Raw genomic sequence first — 20,497 nt, 5'->3', positions numbered from 1 at the left:
CAGTCCGTTTCCCAACACACAACAAAAAAAGCGAAGGATTTCTCCCCCGCTTCTTATCATTCGTATGAAGACTAGTCTACGATTTCAGCAGTGTCGCCATTGTTGGCACCAGCAGCATTAGCTTCGTCAGTATCAATATGCATATCAAGTTTGAAACTGTCGGATACACGAGCAATTACGTTCTCCAATACGAGACCGCGGTCGCCACCGAGACGAACTTTAAGCAATTGCTTATCCGCAATGCCCCAAGCTTCAGCTTCAGAAGTGTGGAAGTGAATGTGACGAGCTGCGATGATAACGCCTTGTTCTAATTCAACTTCACCAGCAGGTCCTTTGAGCGTAATGCCAGGTGTTCCTTCAATATTTCCAGATTCGCGAACTGGAGCTTTCACGCCAAGTGCGAAGGAGTCAGTACGGGAAATTTCTAATTGGGAAGCCGGACGAGCAGGTCCCAAAATTCTTACCTTGTCAAATTTACCTTTGCTACCGATAACTGCTACTTGTTCATTTGCTGCAAATTGTCCTGGTTGGGAAAGTGGTTTGAACTCAGTTAATTGATATCCTGGGCCAAACAGAGCCTCCACGTGCTCTTGCGTAAGGTGAATATGTCTAGCCGACACACCTACGGGTACAGTCTTACTCATTGTAAAGTCACTCCTTGTATTTTCTCTAGTATCTGTACAAGCCATTAACCATTATACATCTTCTTACCCAAAAATAAAAAGGGCTGCATCATAACGAAGCCCCTTTTTTCGACAATTTATTTTTTTTGCACAAGATTGTCATGGTTTAGACACCTGAGAGGGCAAATTAACGCTTAAAAAAGAGGCCGCATTCTCATACATCCAGCCTCTCACAGTATTCTCTGGATAATAACGGAGCAGCTGCTCTATAAGATCAGGGTATTTTCCCGGATGCTCCAACTTCTCTACCCAAGTATCAATGCCGTCAAAATCCGAGCCAAACATCATATGCTTCTCTCCGCCGAGACTACATACATGTTCAATGTGCTTTAGCAGATCAGCCATGCGAGCCTTCCCATCATCACGTACAAACCACGGATAAAAGGTCAGGCCCATTCTTCCATCCATTGCAATCAATGCTTTAATCTGTTCATCATTTAAATTTCTAACATGCCCACATATAGCTGCAGCATTCGAATGGGAGGCAATAAACGGACGATTGCTTAAATCGGCCAACTCCCAGAACCCCGCTTGTGACAAATGCGACACATCAAGCAGCATTCCACTTTCGTTGCACCATTCTATCAGCTTTCTCCCTTTTTCCGTAAATCCACCATTACGTTGCTCTAGCACACCATCTGCTGCCCAGTTCGCATAATTCCAAGTCACACCAAGAAACCGTACTCCAAGTTCGAAACAGAGCTGAGCATAAAACAAGTTCCCTTCTAAGCCGTCTACGCCCTCCAGAGAGAGCATTGCTTGTGGAGGCGCGCCTACTAGTCGATTCCCTACTTGCTCCTTCCACCGTAACCACTGAAGCCCATCTGTGTTCACTATCTTTTGCCTAAAGAGATCCATTTGCCCTAGAACATGTTCAAAGCTTGGTTTTCCTCTGTTAGTTGAAAGATATATTGCAAAACATTGCAACTCCACTCCGCCAGAAGCCAGCCGCTCTGCAGTAACATCTAGTCGAGGATCATTGTCAAAATTAATATCCGGGGAGGCTTGCATTTTGCTTAGCACATCACAATGGAAATCCGCTACTTTAAGCTTATCAGCCCTCATTTTTACAACCCCACTTTCTCACAGTTCCCAGCCGTTCATTTCATTTCCAAATGCCTATTTCAGATACTATGCAAAAAAACGCCAGACTATAAATCAAAAGCAAAAAACCTGTTTACATAAGTAAACAGGCTCAATCATTCTATAGGTCTATTATCTGGGTTCAACAATCAGTTTAATCGCGGTTCGATCTTCCCCATCAATCACTATATCAGTGAACGCAGGAATGCAGATCAAATCTACTCCGCTTGGTGCAACAAATCCCCGGGCAATGGCAACTGCTTTGACTGCTTGATTCAGTGCTCCAGCTCCAATAGCTTGTAATTCGGCCGATCCACGTTCACGAAGAACACCCGCTAATGCGCCGGCGACAGAATTTGGATTGGATTTAGCTGATACTTTTAATACATCCATAGTAAGTACCTCCCCTGGGAAAATAATGGTGTTCTTCCACTACTTTAGATGTTATTCGCGAGAGAAGAAATAATTCCTTCTTTTTACGGACCACGTCTTCCAAAAACGGTTTTAAAGATACTCTTTTATGATATTAAAAATATCACACTTTACCCTAACTCAGCGAAATTACCCGGATTAAAACATACTCTGTTCTACGTTTAGCTCATAACCCATTCATCTTCACGTAACCGTATCTTCTCTAGACGAGTTGCCGCACCAGTATTTTCATCTAGTTCTGCAAATAAACCGTGAAGCTGCCACTTGCCTTCATCGACAACAAATCGTGCTGGAAGCTGAGTTGTGAACTTATAAAGTACTGCATCTCTTTCCATACCCAGAATTCCTTCGCTTGAACCAACCATGCCCGCATCGGTTAAATACGCAGTTCCTCCTGGTAAAATCACATCATCATTTGTCTGAACATGAGTATGTGTCCCAACAACAATTGATGCGCGACCATCCATAAAATATCCCATGGCGATTTTCTCAGAGGTTACCTCTGCATGGAAATCGACTAAAATACATTTATGATCTCTACGAAGCTCTTCCACAATTTGTTCCCCGACACGGAAAGGACAATCGATAGCAGGTAAGAATGTCCGGCCTTGCAAATTCACTATGGCAAGTTCTTTACCGTTCCCTTTAACGACTGTATAACCTCTTCCCGGTGTTCCTGGCGGAAAATTAGCGGGACGAATAATCCGAGCCTCATCATCGATGAACTCAAAAATATCTTTGTTGTCCCATGTGTGATTCCCCATAGTTATACCGTGAACGCCCCAGTTAAAAAACTCATTAGCGATCGCCTTGGTGATCCCTCTACCGGCAGCAGAATTTTCACCATTAACAATAATGATATGTGGCTGATATTTACTTTTTAGTGAGGGCAACATCTCACGAAGAGCCTTTCTGCCAACATTTCCAACGATATCTCCAATAAATAGTACTTTAATGATTCTCTCCTCCTAATCTTAACCGCTATATCTAATGGATAAGACCTCATATTCAAAAGAAAAAAGGCCCCGCTTAGGGGCCAATTCTCAACAAATATAAGAAAGTATAAGTTACATCTTATCCCTTAACCTTATATTCCACCTATTTAGCGTATTCAACAGCCCGTGTCTCACGAATAACGGTAACTTTGATATGTCCTGGATAATCCAGTTCACTTTCAATCATTTTCGTAATATCGCGAGCAAGACGGAATGCCTCTGCATCGTCAATCTTCTCTGGCTGTACCATCACGCGTACCTCACGGCCCGCCTGAATAGCAAATGATTTCTCAACGCCTTCGAATGACTCTGAGATTTCTTCCAGTTTTTCTAGACGTTTAATATACGTTTCCAGTGTTTCACGGCGAGCGCCAGGTCTTGCTGCTGACAATGCATCAGCTGCACCAACCAACATCGCAATAACCGAGGTAGCTTCGCAATCTCCATGATGAGACGCGATACTGTTGATAACAACCGGATGTTCCTTATATTTCTTCGCTAGTTCAACGCCGATCTCAACATGCGATCCTTCTACTTCATGATCCAGCGCTTTGCCGATATCATGGAGCAATCCTGCACGTTTTGCAAGCACGATGTCTTCCCCAAGCTCACCGGCCATCAGTCCAGTTAAATAAGCAACCTCCATGGAGTGCTTCAATACATTTTGACCATAGCTTGTACGGAATTTCAGACGACCCAGAATCTTGATCAAATCTGGATGCAATCCGTGAACACCCACTTCGAAAGTAGCTTGTTCACCATATTCGCGAATTCGTTCGTCCACTTCTTTGCGGGATTTCTCCACCATCTCTTCAATTCGAGCGGGATGGATACGTCCATCTGCCACAAGCTTCTCAAGTGCCGTACGGGCCACTTCACGGCGGATTGGATCAAATCCCGACAAAATAACTGCTTCCGGCGTATCATCAATAATGAGGTCGATACCTGTAAGAGTTTCGAGTGCACGAATATTACGGCCTTCACGACCGATAATCCGCCCCTTCATCTCTTCGTTCGGCAGGGTAACAACTGAAACTGTTGTCTCCGCTACGTGATCAGCTGCACAGCGTTGGATAGCGAGTGTGATGATTTCACGGGATTTCTTATCCGCTTCCTCTTTCGCCTGCTGTTCAATCTCTTTGATCATTTGAGCCGTTTCATGGCGAACTTCTTGCTCAACATTGCTAAGAATAATACTTCTTGCATCTTCGATGCTTAAATTGGAAATTCTCTCCAATTCAGTAACTTGGTTTTTGTAAATAACATCAATTTGCTGTTGGGTTTCATCAATTCGTTTCTCTTTGTTAGCTACTTGTTCTTCTTTTCTTTCAAGCGATTCCATTTTTTTATCCAGAGATTCTTCCTTTTGCAGCAAACGTCTCTCTTGCCGTTGGATTTCATTCCGACGTTCACGAGTTTCTTTCTCAGCTTCAGTACGGATTCTATGGACTTCGTCCTTAGCTTCCAATACTGTTTCTTTCTTCAGCGCCTCTGCGTCTTTCTTCGCGTTCTCCACGATGACTACGGCTTCTCTTTCTGCGCTTTGAATTTTAGCTTCTGCAAGGGATTTACGAATAAAATAACCGAACCCAAAGAATAATGCAGCTACAACGAGAACGATAATGACCCAGATCCATGGTTGCATCTGTTCACCTCCTCGTTGGTTCCTCTCCAAGGTATACCCTTGGGAATTGTGCAGTTGTTAAACTATCCGTTCATCACCATACAAAAAACCGGTAAATAACCGATTGCCATACTGCACATGCTGCACATGCACACTGCCCGCCTTATCCGGCGATTACATTTCATATGAGTTGTACGCGAACCGTTTTAAAAAGTCACCTTTTTGGGAAGGAAAAAGGATTCTTACTTTATGCCGATTCATGTTATATTTTATTATTTATAAAAAGACATTGTCAAGAGAGTCGATATGCGCATTAATGTCAAGAGAATCAGTGAGTCTAGTAAAATTCCTCATTTTCACCCTCATAATTGTCTTCCTCAAGTAAAGTATTGATCACTTGTCGCACCATATCACCCGAGAATCCACGCCGCATTAAGAAGGCTCCAGTCTTTCTGCGCTTATCTGTGGCTTCACCACGAATAAGATTCCATTTCTTACGACCAATCTGAAGTGCACTCTCTAGTTCTTGTTCAGGACTGACATTCTCCAGTGCTTCCGAGATCAAGGTTTTGTCGATTCCTTTCTCACGCAGCTCTTGGCGAATCCACATTTTCCCTTTTCGCTGGTTCGTAATGCGTTGCTCGGCCCATTGCTTTGCATACAAGGGGTCATCAAGAAATCTTTCCTGCTGTAGCCGTTGCACCACTTCCGCAATAATAGTCTCCCCTATTTCCTTCTGCCGTAAACGGCGAGTCATTTCCATAGCGGTACGTGGCTTCCTTTCTAGATAGCGAAGTCCTTCTACATAAGCTCGTTGTCGCTCATCAGCAACAACAATTTCCTCCAAATCGGCTTTCATAAAAGAATTTCCAGTAATCATCCGATATTTAATCATGACGTCTTCGTGTACGGTCATGTTATAGGCTCCGAAATGTATGATGTAGCGGTGGTCCGACTTCTTCTGACGTTCTACCTTAGTAATTTCTAAAAGTTCTCCATCAGGAAAATCAGATAGGACCTGTACGTCCTGCTCATCCGACTCAAAATCCATATCCAGCTGTATTACCATAGTTGCTTGTCACCTCATAGCAATAAAATATCCCCACAAAGTGTGGCTTAACTTCGATGCGTACTCAGGTACTTTTGGGGGACCCAAAATATATATGTTCTTACACTGTTAAGAAAAGACACCCTGCAACAATGAATCACAGGGCGTCCTATTCCTTAGTAAATTCTATTGTTCGATTTCGAGAAGTAGCTTTTCTTCTTCCTCTTGCTCTGCAATGATTTCCGCTTCATTTGGTGCAGCAACAATAGTGGACAGGTTACTTGCTTCACGGATCTTGTTCTCAATGATAAGTGCAATATCTTGATGTTCTTTCAAGAACTGTTTGGCATTCTCACGTCCTTGGCCGAGACGCTCACCCTCATAGGAATACCATGCACCACTCTTATTCACGATGTCCATTTCAGTACCGATGTCTACAAGACTTCCTTCTCTGGAAATCCCTTCACCATACATGATATCAACATCAGCTTGTTTAAATGGAGGTGCTACCTTATTCTTCACAATCTTGATCTTGGTGCGGTTACCTACAACGTCGTTACCCATCTTAATACTTTCGACACGACGAACATCCAACCGTACGGAAGAGTAGAATTTCAACGCCCGACCACCCGGGGTTGTCTCAGGGTTACCGAACATAACACCAATTTTCTCACGAAGCTGGTTAATAAAGATAGCAATTGTATTCGATTTACTAATGGCACCAGATAGCTTCCGAAGCGCTTGAGACATCAAACGAGCCTGTAGGCCGACGTGAGAATCACCCATATCGCCTTCGATTTCCGCTTTAGGAACCAACGCAGCTACGGAGTCAACGACAATAATGTCTACTGCACCACTACGGACAAGTGCTTCAGCAATCTCAAGTGCCTGTTCACCCGTATCTGGCTGAGATAGCAACAATTCATCAATGTTTACGCCCAAGTTACGTGCATACTTCGGATCGAGCGCATGCTCAGCATCGATAAATGCAGCTTGTCCTCCTTGTTTTTGCACTTCTGCAATAGCATGAAGAGCAACAGTCGTTTTACCGGAGGATTCAGGTCCGTATACTTCAATAATACGTCCCTTTGGAAGTCCGCCTATACCTAACGCAATATCAAGTGCCAAAGATCCGCTAGGTACAACTTCCACTTGCATATGAGTGGATTCTCCCAGTTTCATGATCGAACCTTTACCAAATTGTTTTTCTATTTGACGAAGCGCCATATCAAGCGCTGCACGACGATCTGACAATCAGACCACTTCCTTCACTGTTTATAATAATATAATAACGTGTTTTTGAGGTCTTGCCAAGCTTTTTTTCGAACATACATTCGTTTTTTTTGTCTCAAGCGTTAATTATCCCTTTTATTGTAAGCCTCCCTCCGGACATAGAAGTTAACTGATTTCTCTACTTCACCGGACATCAACGACTTATGATCAAAACCATAACAGCGATCAAAATCTCCGCAGATATACAAAAAACCGCAGCAAAGAAATCTCAGTGCCACGGTTCTTCCGTATGTCTCAATTATAACTGGGCTAATCTCCCATTACAAGTCTGAGCCTTCAAGAGGTGTCTCCACCTTCCGTTCCTCAAGTCTGCGCCATAGACGATACAACAGAGCTTTAACAGTACGCAGTCGTATATTTTCACGTGTACCTTTAAGATTAAGCTCATACACCTCTGTCTTACGCCCGCGTTCAGCTAAACCAATAAATACAAGTCCAACTGGCTTACGTTCAGAATAGCCTGGTCCTGCTACACCAGTTACAGATAAACCGAAATCACTATCCGCGATCATTCTCACCTGATCAGCTAACACCTCGGCAACTTCACGACTAACTGCCCCTGGAGCATCTGGCCCCTCCAAATAAGCACTTGGCACATTCAGAAGTTTTTTCTTCAGGTCGTTGGAATAACAGACGATTCCTCCCGCAAACATCGAAGCACTGCCTGGAATGTTAGTTATACTCTCCATCAACAAGCCTCCCGTGCAACTCTCTGCCGCACTTAAAGTCAGACCTGCATCCGCCATCCAATCCACAATCAATTGCTCCAGTGGCACATCAATATTTGCATATAAATGTTCTGGCAAAATCTCTTTGATCTGTTTCTCCAGAATCTCCAGCTTCTTGTAAGCTTCATGCTCGGAAGGCGCCTTTGTCGAAATACGAACGGTTACCTCTCCCTCTTTAGCGTAAGGAGCTATGGTTGGGTCTGTCTGGCTGTGAATAAGATCAATGAGCTTATCCTCAAGCAGTGATTCTCCGATACCGGCAAATTTAAGCATTTTAGAATAAAGTGGCATTTCTGTCGTTAGAGCGTGCTGCTGGAGCCACGGTACAGCTTTATCTACGAACATCGGCTTCATCTCGCGAGGCGGACCAGGAAGCACAATATAATATTTCTTTTCATGCTCAAAAGCAATGCCAACAGCAAGACCAATCTCATTTGGCAAAGGTGTAGTTCCTTCAATTATAAGTGCCTGTTTACGATTATTCTCCGTCATTACAATCTTTCGATCATCAAAGAAGCGTTGTACATGATCCATTGCTAAGCGATCTGTATGAAGTGTGCGACCTAAGGAAGCAGCCAGCGCGTCCTTCGTTAGATCATCTTCTGTAGGACCAATACCACCGGTAAATATGATAACATCCGCTCTACTTTGAGCGATTTCAATGGCTTGCTGCAAGCGACTGCTGTTATCCCCAACTACGGTTTGAAAATATACATCAATCCCAATAGCAGCTAGCTCAATAGACAAAAACTGGGCATTACTATTTACGATTTGACCGAGCAAAAGCTCCGTGCCTACTGCAATAATCTCCGCTTTCATACCTGGCTTTCGCCTCCTCGTTATAATGTAGATACACTGCTTTTAGGGTTTAAAAAAGGTAATAGGTGCTTTACCTATTACCTCTCCTATATGTAGCTGCCTAAAATGCTTAAGCATTATGCAGCTGTAATAGATCCTTATTCTTCACAAAATAATCAATTCCAGAGTATATAGTGATCAAGGCTGCAGCCCAGATGGCAATATCGTCTACAGGAATGCTGACGAATTGAAATGGGAAATTATTTAACAACAGCAGTGAGATCGCTACAATTTGTACAACCGTCTTTATCTTACCCCATTTGCTGGCGGCAACCACTTTTCCTTCTAACAATGCTATCTGGCGAAGCCCGGTTACTGCGAACTCACGACTAATGATAACAATTGCGATCCATGAATCACATCTGCCCAATTCCACAAGTGAAATCAGAACTGCGGAAACTAACAGCTTGTCCGCTAACGGATCAAGGAGCTTACCGAGATTGGTAACCATATTATATTTCCTAGCTATGTAGCCGTCTATTCCATCTGTACTCGCAGCAAGCAAAAAGATTACAGCTGCTACCAAATGATTAACAGATAGCTGAAAAGAGCCCCAATGTATCGGTTCTGGATAAAAGCTGAAATCCACCAGCAAAAAAAACATCATAATCGGGATCAGGCAAATACGTGATAGCGTGATGCGGTTGGGTAAATTCACTGAAGTTCCTCCCCTAAATCGTTCATACAAATTGCCTGGATCAGGCTCATCTTTTTCTACTTAAGCAAGTATATTATAGCTATAAATAGGTGTCAAAAAAAATACAAAGCACCCCGCATAAGGGCGCTGATAAGCACTGCGGGGTACAAAATGCTATTTTAAGTTGTTGAACTGCAGGTCCAGCGGCAAATCAGCTTTACGCAGAATCTGGATAATTTGTTGTAAATCATCGCGACTCTTACCAGTTACGCGGATCTGATCTCCTTGAATCTGACTCTTCACCTTCAATTTCGAATCACGAATCAGGATGTTAATTTTTTTAGCGTTCTCCTGATCAATCCCTTGCTTAAGACCTAAGCGCTGACGAACACTTCCCAGGGAAGCAGGCTCCACTTTGCCGAAATCCAAGTTTTTTAGCGTGATACCTCTCTTCACCATCTTCGATTGTAAAATATCAATAACAGCGTTTAACTTATATTCGTCCTCAGAGGCGATAATAAGTGCGTCTTTCTCCAGCTTCAGACTGCTCTTACTGTTCTTAAAGTCAAAGCGGTTGTCAATTTCTTTCTCTGTTTGGTGGATCGCATTGGTTAATTCCTGCATATCCATTTTAGATACGATATCAAATGAACTTTCTGAACTCATAACTACACGTCCTTTGTACTTTTTAGTCTGCTACTATTATAAAAGAATGATACCCTTAAGTCTAATATTGGATAATATGTACCTCACCCGACACAGAAAACAGCCCCACAAAGTGGAGCTTTTCCTTCGAAATGAGTTGTGTTTCAGGTAGAAAATACGTCTCCACGGAAATATACCCCGGGAGACGATCATTTCTAAGGTTTCTATCTGCTTCGGACTGGGTTTCGGAACATATCCAGAACCCCAAGCACAATATGCGCAAGACCGAAACCAAGAATTCCGTAACCCCAAGCACTTGGTGTCATATAGTATCCGATAAGACTGACTATAACCCCAAGTCCAGCTACAACCCAGCTAACAATCATGAATGTACACCCCACTTTGGCTAAGAACTAGAAACAGTCTTATGTTCCCCGCAAAGCCAAAGTCTATGCATCAATTTTCTTATTGGCCTGTTTCATTAGTCTGGTCAGTAGTATCGGTGGAACCTTCATTCTGGGTCGTTTCACTTCCAGTACCATCATCCAGATTAAGTAGCAGACGAGATGAGGTCTTTTCATCCGTAATCACTTGTCCATTGACAGTAATCTCAGTAGCTGGTGAATAACCAGATTTAATATACATTCCTTCACTTCCAAGCACAAAGCTCATACGATCTCCTGCCGCTGTGTTACCAAATGAGAGCTTTTCACCTTTAGAGTTCTCACCTTTATACACCTCAAGCCAGCTTACCCCAGTAGCAGAAATCTCAACCTTCACTTCACTTCCAGCCGGAGCCGAAACCTTGAATTTTGTTGTTTTTCCTGCTTTCCCATCCGGTGTAACTGTAATGGATTGCGTGGAAGGCGTAGGCGTAGGTGTTGGTAATGGCGTTGGCTCTGCAGTAGGTTCAGTTGTTCCTTCTGTTCCTGCCGAAGAAGTTGGCGCCACAACTCCACCCCCTGAAGCCGGTGGAGATGTTTGAGCAGTCGTAGGATCCTGCTGTTCATTCGTCAGATTCGTCTGATCAATCTGATCAGGATCCGGTTTGTTCAAACTAGATGCATAAATGTAAATCACAACAATAATTAATATTGGAAATGTCCACATTAGCACTGTTGGCAGCCATTTTGCATTCCGTTCGGTTTCAGGTCTACGGCTGCGTTTTTGAATCACCGTTTCCATGGCTGTGTCTTCGGGAGGGGCAGGTACATTCCCATGCTCCTCTAGCAGTTCGTCAGGACTCATCCCCACTGCCTCTGCGTACGTTTTGATAAACGCCCTAACATAAAAACTTCCTGGAAGCACCTTATAGTCTCCAGACTCGATGGCTTCCAAATACTTTTTGCGAATTTTCGTTACTTCCTGGACATCGTCAAGACTCATCCCTTTTTGCAGACGCGCCTCTTTCAATTGCCGGCCCAGTTCCGACATACCATCACCTCCTGTAAATTTCAATGAATATCATTGTTCATTCTTGTTCTATAAATCATCACTGTAGCTAGTCGTAAACGACTCGTACAATATTTCTTCATTTGGATTATTGCGAAGCTCGATAATAATATCAAAATCATCAAAGGTGTACTCAGATTCCCGCACAAAAATATCTGGATGCTCGATCACTTTCGTACTTGGCATACTCATAACATTTTGTAATAAATTATAATGCTTCTCATTAGAGCGGATCGTACTAACAATACCATCAATAATAAATACATTATGTGGGTTCATCTCATCTTCTGCTAATTGACTTCGAACCGTCTGACGTAAAAGTGTCGAGGAGACAAATGTCCAACGCTTCATCGCGCAGACACTGCCAGCAATGATTGATTCCGTCTTTCCTACACGGGGCATACCTCGAAGTCCTATTACCTGATTTCCATCTTTTTTAAACAGTTCCCCGAGAAAATCGACCAATAGACCAAGTTCATCCCGAGTAAAGCGAAACGTCTTCCGATCATCTGAATCCCGTTCAATATATCGCCCATGGCGCACAGCCAGCTTGTCTACGAGTCTTGGAGACCGCAGAGCTGAAACTGTAATATTATCAACTTTCTTGAGCATTTCGCCCATCAGCATTATTTTGTCATCGTCATTGGTCTCCAGCAACATTCCGCGAGTCTTTCCTTCAACGCCATTAATCGTCAAAATGTTGACTTCTAGCATCCCTAACATTGAAGCGATATCACCAAGCAGACCGGGTCTGTTCTTGTGAATCTTGTATTCCATATACCATTGTTTATATTCCACTTGTACACCTCATAGATTCCTTTTCCCGCACTTTGATATACATCAAAAAAATGCCGTTCAGACAAAGCGGTCTGAAACACGGGTCATGTTAATGATATATAAAATAAAAATGAAAGGCAAGGTCAGTCCTGTAATAATTGCAGAAAAGCTCCCACAAGGGGAGCTTTTCCGCAAGCTTAGGCGTGATTTTTCGCCAACTTGACCATGAGTTTAGCAATCGTCTGCTTTTCTTCATCGTTGCCGACGTCCCATAGCTCTTTGATTGCACGGTTTTGAGTGTTTGCTGGATCCACTTTTTCATCGAGGAATTCCCCAATTTCAAAAGCCAGCTTTGAGATTGTGTCTTCACTCATCCCAAGTTTCTCCGCCTGTACAACTCGTTTTCCTAGGAATTTCTTCCAGGTGTCAAAATTTTTGATTACGCTATCTTCTTGTGTCATCTTAAATCCTCCTTCATGTTTACGGTCAAACACCTGCATACAGGCTGTAAGCCGCCTTACGTGAGATTTAAAAACAACACTTATAATATGTCTTAGAAGCTAAGTTATTATGCTGGAGCTTTTCTCCAACTGAAGATCAGGTAATCCAACCACCATTTGGACTAATAATCTGGCCAGTGATATACCCGGACTCAGGCAAAGCCAAAAAATAAATTAGTGAAGATATTTCATTAGGCGTAGCCAAACGCCCTACTGGAATCTCATCCTCCAGCATACGGACTTCATCCTCCTGTAAATTGGACAGCATGTTCGTATTAACCGCTCCTGGAGCTACCGCGTTAACCGTTACACCAGATGGAGCCAACTCTTTAGCTAAAGCCTTTGTAAAGGCATTCACTCCACCTTTGCTAGCCGAATAAGCTACTTCGCAAGAAGCTCCAGTGATTCCCCATACAGAAGAAACGTTGATGATACGACCATAACGTTGCGACACCATGTACGGCATAAAGATCTGACTGCACATAAAGGTTCCCTTCAAGTTAATGGACATAATGTCATCCCATTCCTCTTCGGTCACATCAGCTAGCATTCCGTAATGCGATTTACCGGCATTATTGACGAGAATATCCGGCTGCATCCCATTACTCTCAAGCTTTTCCGCCATACGTACAATCTGACTACGATCCTTCATATCGGCGTTTACTGTCATTACCTTTGCCCCAAGAGCCATACAACGCCGAGCGACATCATTCGCAGCTTCATGTGAGTGTTTGTAATGAATAACTATATTCATCCCCACAGAAGCAAATCGTTCCGCAATGGCGCCGCCGATCCCTCCGCTTCCCCCTGTAATGAGCACTGTCATTTCCCCTAGTGGTTTGCTGCTCTCTCCCAAAACGCTCACCTAAGGACTCACCACCAATGAAACGGCAAGCTGTTCCCAGTTTACATGGGCTTGCAGACGCTCATTTACTTCTGCCAGAGTAATCGATTCATACATAGGCAGAACTTCAAACAGGTCACCACCACGGAACTGGTAGCGTGTAAATTCATGTGCGATACTTTCAGGGGAGTTCAGCATGCGCAAATAACCGCCAATTTTCTTTTTCCGTGCCCGCTCGAAATCCTTCTCCGCAAAGCCAGACTTTAAGATTAGATCTACTTCTTCTTTAATTCGTTTTAAAAGCAAGTCCGGATCCTTTGTATCCCCACCCATTGCAGAAAAAGCATACTGTGGAGAACTATTAAATTCATGTCCAAAGCTGTCCGAGATCAATTCCTCATCATAAAGCTTTTGATACAATGCTGTGCTACTACCTACCAACAAATCGAGCATTAGCTTCGTTATCAGGTCGCGTTTCAGAGAAGCTTCACCTGTTAGATCTTCTACTTTTTCCTTGAAACCAAACATGATTTTCGGCATCGAAACAGCAAGCTTGCTTTCTAGCCGTTTTGTAGCGACTTGTTCGGGTTCATCTTCAAAAATACGCTTGATTTCACCCTGCTTACCGTAGGTTTTACCCTTTTGGTTAGCGCGAATCAAGGAGAATACTTTCTCCGGGTCCACACCCCCAACCACGAACAACAACATATTGCTAGGGTGATAAAAAGCGTTATAACATGTGTACAGCGTTTCTTTCGTGATCGTACTAATCGATTCTACCGTACCTGCAATATCAATCCGAACCGGATGCTTCGAATACATTGCTTCAATAAGGCCAAAATACACGCGCCAGTCCGGATTATCAGCATACATATTGATTTCTTGACCAATAATTCCCTTTTCCTTTTCTACATTCTCATCTGTAAAATAAGGTCGCTGAACAAAATCAACGAGCGTATTAAGATTGGTCTCTATATTCTCTGTTGCTGAGAAAAGATAAACTGTCTGATCAAAGCTTGTAAAAGCATTGGCCGAGGCTCCATTTGAAGCAAAGGTAGCAAAAATATCGCCTTCTGGCTCTTCGAACATTTTGTGCTCTAAAAAGTGAGCTATACCATCAGGAACAGTGGTCTCTTCTCCACCTGCGACATGAAAATGATTGTCAACGGAACCGTATTTAGTTGCAAATGTAGCATAGGTCTTTTTGAAGGTTGGTTTTGGCAACACATATACCTGAAGTTCGTTATCCATGACCTCATGATAAATGGTCTCTTGAAGTCTGTCGTAATGAATTTGTTCCATCGTTATTCCTCCTTTCCTGTCAAGAAATATATCGTATCCAGCTGAAAGGTTTCGGCGGCAGCTTTTACATCTTCAGCACCGATTTGTTCCACCTGCTTCAATAGCTGATCTGCTGTCCGTTCTTTTCCTGACAACTGGCGGTTGAAGTCGTAAGAGATCATTTCAAAAGCAGAATCCGGAATCTCGGAAAGCTGATTGCGAATCATAGCTTTGGTCTGACTCAGTTCCAGATCACTGATATTGCCAGCTTTCATCTCTTCCAATTGTTTCTCTATAATGTCCACGGCTTTGCCGTAATTTTGCGTTTCAATGCCTGATTGAATCGTTCCAATGCCCTTGTGGCCGTCATAACGAGACGAAGCATAATATGCAAGGCTTGCCTTCTCACGTACGTTAACGAAGAGTTTAGAGTGGGGATACCCTCCTAATATTCCGTTGTACATAAGTGCGGACGCGTAATTATCATCCTTATAAGTAATAGAGGTGCGTAGACCCAGGTTTAACTTGCCCTGACTGACATCCAGCTTCTCTTCTACAGTCCGCACCTCATTAACTGATACAGGTACGAACTTAGAGCTATATAAGCCCACCTCGGACTGAACCCGACCGAAATGACGTTGTACCAACTTTTCTACTTCCTCAGCTGTTGTGTCACCCACTACATAGAGATCAAGGATGGCATCATCCAGCCAGGAATTATACGATTCATACAAACTTTTCGGAGTGATTTGATCCAGATCCGCTCTTTGCCCCAGAGGGTGAAGACGATATGGCTCGTTACGGCACATTTCCTCAATACAGCGCTCAGCAGCGTAACGTATCTTGTCATTTACGATGGACTCCAGCTTCTTGCGAACGGTTTCACGCTCCGTTGCAACATACGAAGGTCGGAAACTGCCGTCTTCAACTAATGGACGAGTCAGTACTTCACCTAAGAAAGCGAAGGATTGTTCAAGTAAGCTCTCCTGGCTTTGCACAAAAGAGTCATTAATCGTATCCATGCGGAACTGAACGATTTGATAATCGCCTCTTTTGTAAATATCAAACCCGAACCCAGCGCCATACAGCTCCTCCAAACGCTCGCGGAATTGCGTAGTCTCCGGGTAAGTGGCGGTACCTCTGCGAAGCACGAATGGAGCTAATGCGGTAGAGGTCACTGTATTCTCGTCAAGAGGAATACCCGCATAAAGTGAGATCGCGTAGGTTTTGAACGCCTTGGTTGGCATAACGTGAATGCGCAAGCCTCCAACGGTGCCATGCTGAAATACATTATTAGTCAAGTCCAAAACTCCTTTACTGCGTGGATAGTTGCTCTAAGTCATGTTTATGAATTAATAACCATTCTAAACCATTCCAAAGTAAGGAAGCAACCGGGAGCCTCTTCCCGGTTGCTCTCTGAAATCCTTAAATTTCTTATCTACATACAGAAAATATGCTGACCTATCGTCTTAACCTGAGGGCGGCTCCAAATCCATTTAGAGGTAGCCGTTTTTGGGTTAAAGTAATACAAACAGCCTCCGGATGGGTCCCATCCACTGAGTGCTTGCTGCACTGCCTTACGTGCTTGCTCATTCGGCTCCAGATAGATCTGGCCATCAGCCACAGCTGTAAATGCTCTCGGTTGAAAAATAACGCCAGAAGGTGTATTCGGGAAACTAGGTGATTTCACACGGTTTAAAATGACCGCAGCAACAGCAACCTGGCCTTCGAAAGGCTCACCTCTGGCTTCTCCATACACGGCATTAGCCATGATTTTCAGATCATTCTCCGATAAGCCCATCGAATTACCAGAAGACAATCCTGGAGAATTCGATTGATTGGACGTATTTGTTTTATTGCCAGTGTTATTCTGTGCTGTCTTATTTCCCGTAGAAGGCTCCGTCGGCTTCCAGTTCTTCGTTGCGTTATACAACTTCAGCTTAGTCTTGGCACCTACAATGCCATCAGACTTCATTCCGAATTTCCATTGAAACCAGGTTACCGCATTCTTCGTTTTTGGACCAAAATGACTGTCTATTTTCCCGGCATAATAACCTAAGTGCTTTAATCGTCCCTGCAATTCATAGACATCCTGACCCGTGGACCCAAGCTTAATGGTTGTTGTACTGAAAGCCGGCAAGGCTTCTTCGTCAGGATTATTTAACTCGTGGACAAATGACGCAGCAGCACTTTGCTTGGTCTGAACAAGGCCATTCCCCTTGAAAAACGTTCCTGCAAACGGCGCGGCAGCAAGTGCAAGAGTTAAAGCAGCAAATATCCACATCTTTTGTTTCTTCATAGGGTTCGCTCTACCTTTCTTTTGTAAGTTCTGCATGGATGGCTAAAGTTATTATGACGACTGTCAGTCCATCCTATGCATTACTAAAAAAGAAGAAATAGCTTTTCATTGTAATTGAGAATAATTATCAACTATAATCGAAATAAGAAAATCATGAAGTTGATATGAATCATGAATTTAAAGGATCACATTTTACTGTGGAACCACGCATTAATTGAAATTATAGATATACGTCATATTCTTCAACATTTTAGTGATATGAATTCACAATAGTCCAAGTAACAGGTTCGCACTTTTAGGGAAAAACTCCCTGAAAATAGTGGATATTCTCTGATAATGAATGGAATTAGGGAATTCCCCCCTAAAAATCAGGCCAATTCCTTTATTTATTACCAAAATTAATGAATTACAGGGATCTTTTCCCTGATTATTTTAATGAAGCTTCACTCGGAGCCTCATTCGTAGCTTCACTAAAGCCATTATTTGAAGTGTCATTTACACTCCTTCAATGAGTAAGAGGCCGTCCCCAAGTAGTACAAACTACTTGGGGACGGCCCCTTTTTACTGTCTATTTAAGGTTTAAACTGACTTGTTCAGCTTAAGAACTGATCTTGTTATGCTGATACTGCTCAAGGGATACAAGCACCTCACGCGGCTTGCTGCCCTCGTAAGGCCCTATTACCCCACGAGCCTCCATAGAGTCAATCAAACGGGCTGCACGGGTGTAACCAACCCTCATCCGGCGCTGTAGTAGCGAGACTGAAGCTTGCTTCGCTTCAAGCACGATCGTTACGGCCTGCTCATATAACTCATCCTGGGGCTCCTGGTCTTCAGCGATTGTGTCATCAACCTCTGGAACAATGGACTCGTCATATTCTGCTTCACCTTGACTGCTGACATATTGAACGATTGTCTCAACCTCTTGATCGCTCATAAAGGCACCCTGCACACGAATCGGTTTAGAAGCCCCCATCGGTAAGAACAGCATGTCTCCTCGACCTAACAGCTTCTCCGCACCTGGCATATCCAGAATGGTCCGTGAGTCTACATTGGAAGATACGCCGAAAGCGATACGAGATGGAATATTCGCCTTAATCAAACCTGTAATGACATCCACGGAAGGACGCTGAGTGGCGATAATTAGATGTATACCAGCTGCACGCGCCATCTGTGCAAGCCGACAGATAGCATCCTCTACATCGTTAGCGGCAACCATCATCAAATCCGCAAGCTCGTCCACAATAACAACGATATACGGAAGTATAGCAGCTGGGTTCTCTGCCATCAGCTTGTTATAGCCTTCCATGTTACGTGTTCCTGATTTGGAGAAGAGTTCATACCTTTTCTCCATTTCCACAACGATCTTCTTTAAAGCTAAGCTCGCCCGCTTCGGATCAGTAACGACTGGAGCCAGAAGATGCGGAATCCCATTATAGACATTCAGCTCTACCATCTTCGGGTCCACCATCAGGAATTTGACTTCATCGGGTTTAGCTTTGTATAAAATACTCGTAATAATCCCGTTAATACAAACCGATTTACCAGAACCCGTTGCACCAGCCACCAATAAATGGGGCATCTTCGCTAAATTACCGATAATCGTCTGACCCGAAATATCACGTCCAAAAGCAATCGATAATCTAGATTCAGCTTCCTGAAAAATCTGTGTCTCCATAACTTCACGCATGGTCACAATAGACACTTCGGAATTCGGTACCTCTATCCCAATGGCTGATTTACCCGGAATTGGCGCCTCCATACGTATATCTTTGGCTGCAAGAGCAAGCGCAATGTCATCCGTCAGATTAACAATACGGCTAACTTTGACACCGATATCCGGCTGAATCTCATACCGTGTAACCGCTGGACCTCTAACTACTTCGAGAACCTTTGCTCTTACACCGAAACTCTCCAGGGTTGCTTCTAGCTTACGGGCGGTCTGCATATAATCATTCTGATCTCCCGCTTTGCCGCTGTTGTTAGGTTTGGCTAGAAGTCGGAAAGATGGCAGCTTATATGGTTTTGGTGGAGGTGGTGCCGGTGGAGCAGGAATGATCTGTCCATCAGGAGTGGCGCTTAGCAATCCATCCAAGTCAATAGTCACATTCTCCTCAGGCTCATCTGAAGGCTGTTGACTAACTGGATTAACCCCAGCAACAGGAGCTTTGACGGTAACACCACGAGCTGCTGGAGAGAATTCACTCCATTCCTCCCGATCTTCCTCATTCAGCCCTTCTGAGCGGATATGTTCAAAGAAGTCGCGAATAATTGGAGTTACAGGTTCCATATCCATATCTGTATCATCAAAATCATGTTGGATATCCTCAAGTGGAGTCACACGACTATCTACTGAAAGCCCAGAAATGATCGGACCGTGCGAAGCACTTGTTACAATTGGACCATGATCATCATCCTCAGAATCGGCTTCCGCCTCTGAACGGGTGGAGCCTGTGAACCAACCGGATATTTTTTTCAATAGAACAGGTTGCTTACGATTAGGTAAATATCGATCGTCTTCTTCCTCTTCGTCATCTTCGTCATAGACAGGCTGCTTCACTGACCGAGTCTTTGCGGGTGCGGCTGCTTTGGAAGGTCTAGCCGCTACTGGGACTGCCTTCGGACGGTTTGCCGCATGGAGACGAATCCCTTCCACAAACTTAACCGTACGAACTCGTAAAAGAGTAATAATCTCTACATAGGAGAGATTTGTAATTAACATAAAGCTGATGGCAAGCATAACGATCATGAGCAGCTTAGCTCCCAGACTACCAAAGAGCCACAGCAGTGCAGCATACTCCAACCCGCCGATATATCCGCCACTTATATCCTTACCCAGCATATAGACATTACTATTGTTAACACCGGGCGAAAGAGATCCCGAAAGATCATTATGTATTTGTGTCATCACGTTGCCAGGATGGAGCAAGGACAACGGGCCAAGCTTCTGCTCCATTGCAGAAATAGTGCTCATAAGGCACATGGATAGCAGAAGCAGAAGCACGCCTGTATGTCGACTGTTCCAAGAAGAAGGCCATCTTCGATGGATCATAACCATAAGCCCATAAAAAATACCAATAAGCGGCAACACAAAATAAAATCTCCCTAATAAATAACCCGCCATACTTGAAAGTGACCGCCCTACCGCCGCTTCACCGGACAGAGCAATAACGGATATCGTTATTAGTAAAATTCCGTAAATTTCATATTTTAAAACGCTGCCGAGCAGCGCTTTTTTCTTTTTCTTTTTTCGTTTAGCCACGCCAGCCACCCCCGGAACAACATTATACCATATAATGGCGTGGCGTACCTATGTTCTCT

General features: G+C 43.7%; 19 protein-coding genes. All 19 read right to left on the bottom strand.

Annotated features, from left to right (window positions below; translation table 11 throughout):
• Positions 1 to 71 precede the first annotated feature (71 nt).
• Positions 72 to 644 (bottom strand): phosphate propanoyltransferase, encoded by a 573-nt coding sequence (gene pduL / locus ACWNM1_RS10825; protein ID WP_042128797.1) that lies wholly within the window; start codon positions 642 to 644, stop codon positions 72 to 74.
• Positions 645 to 782: 138 nt separating this feature from the next.
• Positions 783 to 1,748: a dipeptidase gene (locus tag ACWNM1_RS10820; RefSeq protein WP_449600949.1), complete on the bottom strand. Its 966-nt coding sequence runs from the start codon at positions 1,746 to 1,748 to the stop codon at positions 783 to 785.
• Between the two features lie 150 nt (positions 1,749 to 1,898).
• Positions 1,899 to 2,159 (bottom strand): stage V sporulation protein S, encoded by a 261-nt coding sequence (locus ACWNM1_RS10815; RefSeq protein ID WP_019910496.1) that lies wholly within the window; start codon positions 2,157 to 2,159, stop codon positions 1,899 to 1,901.
• 200 nt (positions 2,160 to 2,359) lie between these two features.
• The gene (locus ACWNM1_RS10810) at positions 2,360 to 3,154 is read right to left on the bottom strand and encodes a TIGR00282 family metallophosphoesterase (protein WP_449600954.1); all 795 of its coding nucleotides are present in this window, start codon (positions 3,152 to 3,154) and stop codon (positions 2,360 to 2,362) included.
• Positions 3,155 to 3,296: 142 nt separating this feature from the next.
• Entirely contained in the window at positions 3,297 to 4,838 is a 1,542-nt protein-coding gene (rny, locus tag ACWNM1_RS10805; protein ID WP_449600948.1) for a ribonuclease Y, read from the bottom strand.
• Between the two features lie 316 nt (positions 4,839 to 5,154).
• Positions 5,155 to 5,886: a regulatory protein RecX gene (locus ACWNM1_RS10800; RefSeq protein ID WP_449600947.1), complete on the bottom strand. Its 732-nt coding sequence runs from the start codon at positions 5,884 to 5,886 to the stop codon at positions 5,155 to 5,157.
• Positions 5,887 to 6,051: 165 nt separating this feature from the next.
• A complete protein-coding gene (recA, locus tag ACWNM1_RS10795; RefSeq protein ID WP_042128809.1) occupies positions 6,052 to 7,119 on the bottom strand; it encodes a recombinase RecA in 1,068 nt (355 codons plus the stop codon).
• A 299-nt stretch (positions 7,120 to 7,418) separates the two neighbouring features.
• Positions 7,419 to 8,705 carry a competence/damage-inducible protein A gene (locus ACWNM1_RS10790; protein WP_449600946.1) on the bottom strand — a complete coding sequence of 429 codons (1,287 nt, stop codon included), beginning with the start codon at positions 8,703 to 8,705 and terminating at the stop codon, positions 7,419 to 7,421.
• Between the two features lie 109 nt (positions 8,706 to 8,814).
• On the bottom strand, positions 8,815 to 9,402 hold the full coding sequence (gene pgsA / locus ACWNM1_RS10785) for a CDP-diacylglycerol--glycerol-3-phosphate 3-phosphatidyltransferase (RefSeq protein ID WP_449600945.1): 588 nt from the start codon (positions 9,400 to 9,402) through the stop codon (positions 8,815 to 8,817).
• 153 nt (positions 9,403 to 9,555) lie between these two features.
• Positions 9,556 to 10,047, bottom strand: coding sequence for a YajQ family cyclic di-GMP-binding protein (locus tag ACWNM1_RS10780; RefSeq protein WP_042128814.1), 492 nt, complete (start codon positions 10,045 to 10,047; stop codon positions 9,556 to 9,558).
• 203 nt (positions 10,048 to 10,250) lie between these two features.
• Positions 10,251 to 10,412: a hypothetical protein gene (locus tag ACWNM1_RS10775; protein ID WP_449600944.1), complete on the bottom strand. Its 162-nt coding sequence runs from the start codon at positions 10,410 to 10,412 to the stop codon at positions 10,251 to 10,253.
• A 79-nt stretch (positions 10,413 to 10,491) separates the two neighbouring features.
• Positions 10,492 to 11,460 carry a helix-turn-helix domain-containing protein gene (locus tag ACWNM1_RS10770; RefSeq protein ID WP_449600943.1) on the bottom strand — a complete coding sequence of 323 codons (969 nt, stop codon included), beginning with the start codon at positions 11,458 to 11,460 and terminating at the stop codon, positions 10,492 to 10,494.
• Between the two features lie 48 nt (positions 11,461 to 11,508).
• Positions 11,509 to 12,276, bottom strand: a complete 768-nt coding sequence (locus tag ACWNM1_RS10765) for a DUF3388 domain-containing protein (RefSeq protein WP_042128818.1) — start codon at positions 12,274 to 12,276, stop codon at positions 11,509 to 11,511.
• 176 nt (positions 12,277 to 12,452) lie between these two features.
• Entirely contained in the window at positions 12,453 to 12,716 is a 264-nt protein-coding gene (locus tag ACWNM1_RS10760) for a DUF3243 domain-containing protein (RefSeq protein WP_042189396.1), read from the bottom strand.
• A 136-nt stretch (positions 12,717 to 12,852) separates the two neighbouring features.
• Positions 12,853 to 13,581, bottom strand: a complete 729-nt coding sequence (gene ymfI / locus ACWNM1_RS10755) for an elongation factor P 5-aminopentanone reductase (protein WP_042194125.1) — start codon at positions 13,579 to 13,581, stop codon at positions 12,853 to 12,855.
• A gap of 39 nt (positions 13,582 to 13,620) precedes the next feature.
• Complete coding sequence (gene yfmH, locus ACWNM1_RS10750; protein WP_449600942.1) at positions 13,621 to 14,901, bottom strand: EF-P 5-aminopentanol modification-associated protein YfmH; 1,281 nt, start codon at positions 14,899 to 14,901, stop codon at positions 13,621 to 13,623.
• Positions 14,902 to 14,903: 2 nt separating this feature from the next.
• Positions 14,904 to 16,181, bottom strand: a complete 1,278-nt coding sequence (gene yfmF, locus ACWNM1_RS10745) for an EF-P 5-aminopentanol modification-associated protein YfmF (protein WP_449600941.1) — start codon at positions 16,179 to 16,181, stop codon at positions 14,904 to 14,906.
• Positions 16,182 to 16,318: 137 nt separating this feature from the next.
• Positions 16,319 to 17,179 (bottom strand): spore cortex-lytic enzyme, encoded by an 861-nt coding sequence (gene sleB, locus ACWNM1_RS10740; protein WP_449600940.1) that lies wholly within the window; start codon positions 17,177 to 17,179, stop codon positions 16,319 to 16,321.
• Positions 17,180 to 17,777: 598 nt separating this feature from the next.
• Positions 17,778 to 20,438: a DNA translocase FtsK 4TM domain-containing protein gene (locus tag ACWNM1_RS10735; protein ID WP_449600939.1), complete on the bottom strand. Its 2,661-nt coding sequence runs from the start codon at positions 20,436 to 20,438 to the stop codon at positions 17,778 to 17,780.
• Positions 20,439 to 20,497: the final 59 nt, after the last annotated feature.

The sequence above is a fragment of the Paenibacillus sp. Marseille-Q9583 genome (assembly GCF_976954365.1).
Note: the sequence above shows the minus strand (reverse complement) of the source record. Positions and strands in the feature narration are given on the sequence as shown.